This is a genomic window from Marinobacter sp. (genome assembly GCF_041690455.1).
Lineage (GTDB): Bacteria > Pseudomonadota > Gammaproteobacteria > Pseudomonadales > Oleiphilaceae > Marinobacter.
Map to the genome: position 1 here is coordinate 3932 of NZ_JAWLHI010000108.1, position 4372 is coordinate 8303.

A 4372-nucleotide genomic window follows, 5' to 3' on the forward strand; every position below is an offset into this window, starting at 1 on the left:
TCCATAAAACGATACCGCCCCGGGCCATAAACCCTCAAATTGGTCTGGTAGCCCAATGGCGTAACAAACGAGGCCGACGCCGCAAACATTACTGCGACCGCGTATGGCAGGAAACTCACCCCGAGCTGTTCCGAAAGCGCCAGCGCGATAGGAAACATAAGGACCGCCGCCGCATTGTTGGTGATAACTTCAGTGAAAACGGCGGTGAGGATATAGATAATGGCCAGAGCAACCCAGGGAGAAAGCTCACCGACCCCCAATAAACCGCCGGCCACCCACTCGGCAGCCCCGGTAACGGTCATGGCATTGCCCAGAGCAAAAGACGCGGCGATCACCACCAACACTGGCAAATCCACGCTGCGGCGGGCCCTGCTGGCGGTAAGGCATCCAGACACAATCATGGCACCAGCCGCAAGAAAGGCAGCCTCCATAATCTGTAAAAGCCCGGAAGCACTTACCAGCACCATCAGCGCCAGAATTCCCAGGGCCCGTGGGGCTTTATGGAAATCCGGAGGCGTGGAATCGTTGAGTGCACTGACCAACAGAAAGTCCCGGCGGAATCGGTACTGCTCAACAAACTGATGACTGGCCTCGAGGAGCAGTGTGTCCCCCATTCGAAAGGTGATATCCCCGAGCTTCCCCGGCACCCGCCTGCCCTCACGGGACAACGACAGAATGACGGCGTTAAACCGGGTCCTGAACCGGCTATCCCGAATGGTCTTGTTTAACGCCGGGAACTCAGGCCCAAGCACCACCTCCACCAGGCACCGTTGATGATTAGCCACATCCAGTTTGTGCACGCTGCCGTTCGCGGGCTTGAGGCCCTGGATTCGCCGCAGCTCACTGGCGCATTCGGGCGCACCCACAAAATACAGCCGGTCGCCCCCCTGCAGAGTCCGGTCTGGCTCTACTGCAGTGATCAGCCGACCGCCCCGATCAATTTCAGTCAGATAGCCATAATTCAATGCTCTCAGGCCCGCTTCGGCAATAGTCTTGCCAACCAGCGGCCCGGGGGTTACTACCTCAACCTCCACCCCATATTCCCGAACAAGGTCCAGCTCTTCAGTAACGCCGCCACGATCAGGCAAGATACTCGAGGCAAATAAAACCAGAAAGGCACCGCCAACCAACAACAAGGGAACGCCAACCCAGGCCAATTCAAACAGCCCCAGATTGATGCCGAGGCGACTCTGGAGCATTCCATCAACAACCAGATTGGTACTGGTGCCGATCAGCGTGCAGGTACCGCCAAGAATCGCTCCGTAGCTCAAAGGTAACAGCAGTTTGGAAGCGGGCACGCCCAGTCGCTGGGCCCAGTCCTGAATGGCCGGGATGAACATGGCAACCACCGCCGTGTTATTCATGAAACCACTCAGAATGCCCGTGGGAGCAATCATCCGCAGCTGGGCACCCTTCTCGGTCTTCGGGTGTCCCAGCAACCGGCGAGCAATCCACTGCACTGCCCCGGTCTCCTTCAGTCCGGCCGCGACAACATACAAGGTTGCGATCGTGATAACACCAGGGTTACCAAAACCAGCTAACGCCTCCGCCGGCCCCAGGATTCCTGTGATCAACAGAAAAGCCAGAGCAGCCATCAGGATCAGGTCTGCAGAAACACGGGTAAGCGCCAAAGCTGACAACACAGAAAAAAGCGTTATCAGCGTAACGATGCCTTGCCACTCCATGGAATCAGTCCCTGCGGATAATCATTTCCCGCTCAAGCAAATAGGCGATCAGAGAATCCACGCACTCCTCCACGGAATTACGGGAAGTATCCAGCCGGATTTCGGGATGCGACGGCACTTCGTAAGGCGAATCGATCCCGGTGAAGTGCTTGATCTGGCCAGAACGGGCCTTGCGGTAGAGGCCCTTGGGGTCCCGCTCCTCACAGGTTTCCAGCGGCGTATCCATAAAAACCTCAATGAACTCGCCTGCGGGAAACAACTTGCGGACCATTCGGCGATCACTGGTGAAGGGCGAAATGAACGCACTCATAACAATCAGCCCTGCATCGGCAAAGAGCTTGCACACTTCACCTACCCGGCGAATATTCTCTTCCCGATCGTCGTCAGAAAAGCCCAGGTCACTGCACAAGCCGTGTCGAACATTGTCGCCATCCAAAAGAAACGTGTGATACCCGCGATTGTGCAGGGCCACGTCCAGCGCATTGGCAATGGTCGACTTTCCAGAGCCACTCAGGCCTGTGAACCAGAGAAGACAGGGCTTCTGGTTTTTATTCGCAGAACGTTCGGCACGGGTAATCTTGTGATCGTGCCAGACAATGTTATCTGCCAAGGTGCTTTCCCTCGAATCTGGTTTCGTTTGTCGGATTACGCTTTGCTAATCCGACCTACATAAGTTTGGAAAGAATTGTAGGTCGGATTAGCGAAGCGTAATCCGACAACCAAATCAAACCGGCTTACAACCCCACTCCGGATAGTTCTCGCGGATAAACCGATTCAGATTCCGCTCGGCCTCGGTATATTCCCGCTCGGTCGCCGCGCTGGCATCACCCAGGGCCTTATCAACCATGCCGGCAGCCACTGTCACATTCGTCAACTTGTCGATCAGAATAAAACTGCCGGTGCCCGGGTGATGCTGATAGTCCTCAACCACTACCGGCTCGGAAAGCTCAACATCACAAAGACCTATGGCATTCAGATCAAGGCCGCCTGTGGCCTCCGGGTAGCGCTCCAGCGTGTTAACGTCAATCTCTTCCAGTACCTCGTTGACATAGCAGTTGGTCACCCGTGTGCCGATCTTGATGCCGTATTCCCGCCCCGGCTTCAGCGCCTGTTCATTCATCCACACGATGTGAGCCGCAAAGCGGTTCCCCATGGCTGGCTGGCTATTGGCATGCACCAGGAGATCACCGCGGGAAATATCCACCTCATCTTCCAGCGTTAACGTAATGGCATCCCCCGGCCAGGCCCGCTCAACCTCGCCCTCGTAGGTATGGATACCCTTGACCCGGGAGGTCTTTCCGGAAGGCAGTACCGCCACCTCATCGCTCTTGTGAACCACACCACTGGCAAGCGTGCCGCAGTAGCCCCGGAAGTCCAGGTTCGGGCGGTTCACATACTGAACCGGGAAACGCAGGTCGGTCACATTCTGGTCTTCCAGAACCTCCACCTGCTCCAGGATGTTCATCAGAGTCTCACCGTGATACCAGGGCGTCTGCTCGCTACGGTTAACCACGTTATCGCCATTCAGAGCGGAAATCGGCACGTAGTAAACATCTTCCAGACCAAGCTGGGCCGCCAGCTTCTGGTACTCTCCGCGGATGTTGTTGAACACCTCTTCCGAGAAATCCACCAGGTCCATTTTGTTGATGGCTACCACTACATGCTTCAGACCGAGCAGGCTGACAATAAAACTGTGTCGGCGAGACTGTGTTAGCACACCCTTACGGGCATCAATCATCACCACCGCCAAATCACACGTAGAAGCACCCGTGGCCATATTCCGGGTGTACTGCTCATGGCCCGGGCAGTCCGCAATGATAAACTTTCGTTTATCGGTGGAAAAATACCGATAGGCAACATCAATGGTTATGCCCTGCTCACGCTCGGAAGCCAGGCCATCCACCAACAGGGCAAGATCCAGCGCTTCGCCAGCATTGCCTTGCCGCTCGCTATCCTTGTGCAAGGCTGCCAGGTGGTCCTCAAAAATCAGCTTGGAATCAAACAAGAGGCGGCCAATCAGCGTGGATTTGCCGTCATCAACACTACCACAGGTCAGAAAGCGCAGCAGGTCCTTGTTCTCGTGTTGGTCCAGATACGCAAGGATATCGGATTTAATCAATTCAGAAGCGTGAGACATCAGAAATACCCTTCGCGTTTTTTCTGTTCCATGGAGGCTGCGGAGTCATGATCAATCACCCGACCCTGGCGCTCTGAGGTCTTGGTCAACAGCATTTCCTGAATAATCTCCGGCAAAGTCGACGCAGTAGATTCAACTGCACCGGTCAGCGGGTAACACCCGAGCGTACGGAACCGCACCATCTTCATTTCCGGCGTCTCGCCCGGCTCCAGGGGCATGCGATCATCATCCACCATGATCAGGGTACCGTCCCGCTCTACCACGGGCCGTTCTGCCGCGTAATACAAGGGAACAATGTCGATGTTTTCCAGATAGATGTACTGCCAGATGTCCAGCTCCGTCCAGTTGGACAGTGGAAACACCCTAATACTTTCGCCCTTGTTCACCTTGCCGTTATACAGATTCCACAACTCCGGGCGCTGGTTTTTCGGGTCCCAACGGTGGAACTTGTCGCGGAACGAATACACCCGCTCCTTGGCGCGGGATTTCTCCTCGTCCCGGCGGGCCCCCCCGCAGGCAGCATCAAACCCCTACTGGTCCACCGCCAGCG

Annotated in this window: 2 protein-coding genes and 2 pseudogenes; all 4 read right to left on the reverse strand. The window is 55.9% G+C overall.

All coding sequences use genetic code 11. From position 1 onward, the window contains the following. Window positions 1–1685: pseudogene (locus tag ACESMW_RS17815) on the reverse strand (SLC13 family permease); the annotation flags it as partial. A 4-nt stretch (window positions 1686–1689) separates the two neighbouring features. Then, complete coding sequence (gene cysC, locus ACESMW_RS17820) at window positions 1690–2295, reverse strand: adenylyl-sulfate kinase (RefSeq protein WP_372988325.1); 606 nt, start codon at window positions 2293–2295, stop codon at window positions 1690–1692. Between the two features lie 114 nt (window positions 2296–2409). Beyond that, on the reverse strand, window positions 2410–3822 hold the full coding sequence (gene cysN / locus ACESMW_RS17825) for a sulfate adenylyltransferase subunit CysN (RefSeq protein WP_372988326.1): 1413 nt from the start codon (window positions 3820–3822) through the stop codon (window positions 2410–2412). Beyond that, a pseudogene (cysD, locus tag ACESMW_RS17830) lies at window positions 3822–4352 on the reverse strand (sulfate adenylyltransferase subunit CysD); the annotation flags it as partial. The pseudogene cysD and the gene cysN, both read right to left, overlap by 1 nt. Between the last annotated feature and the right edge of the window lie 20 nt (window positions 4353–4372).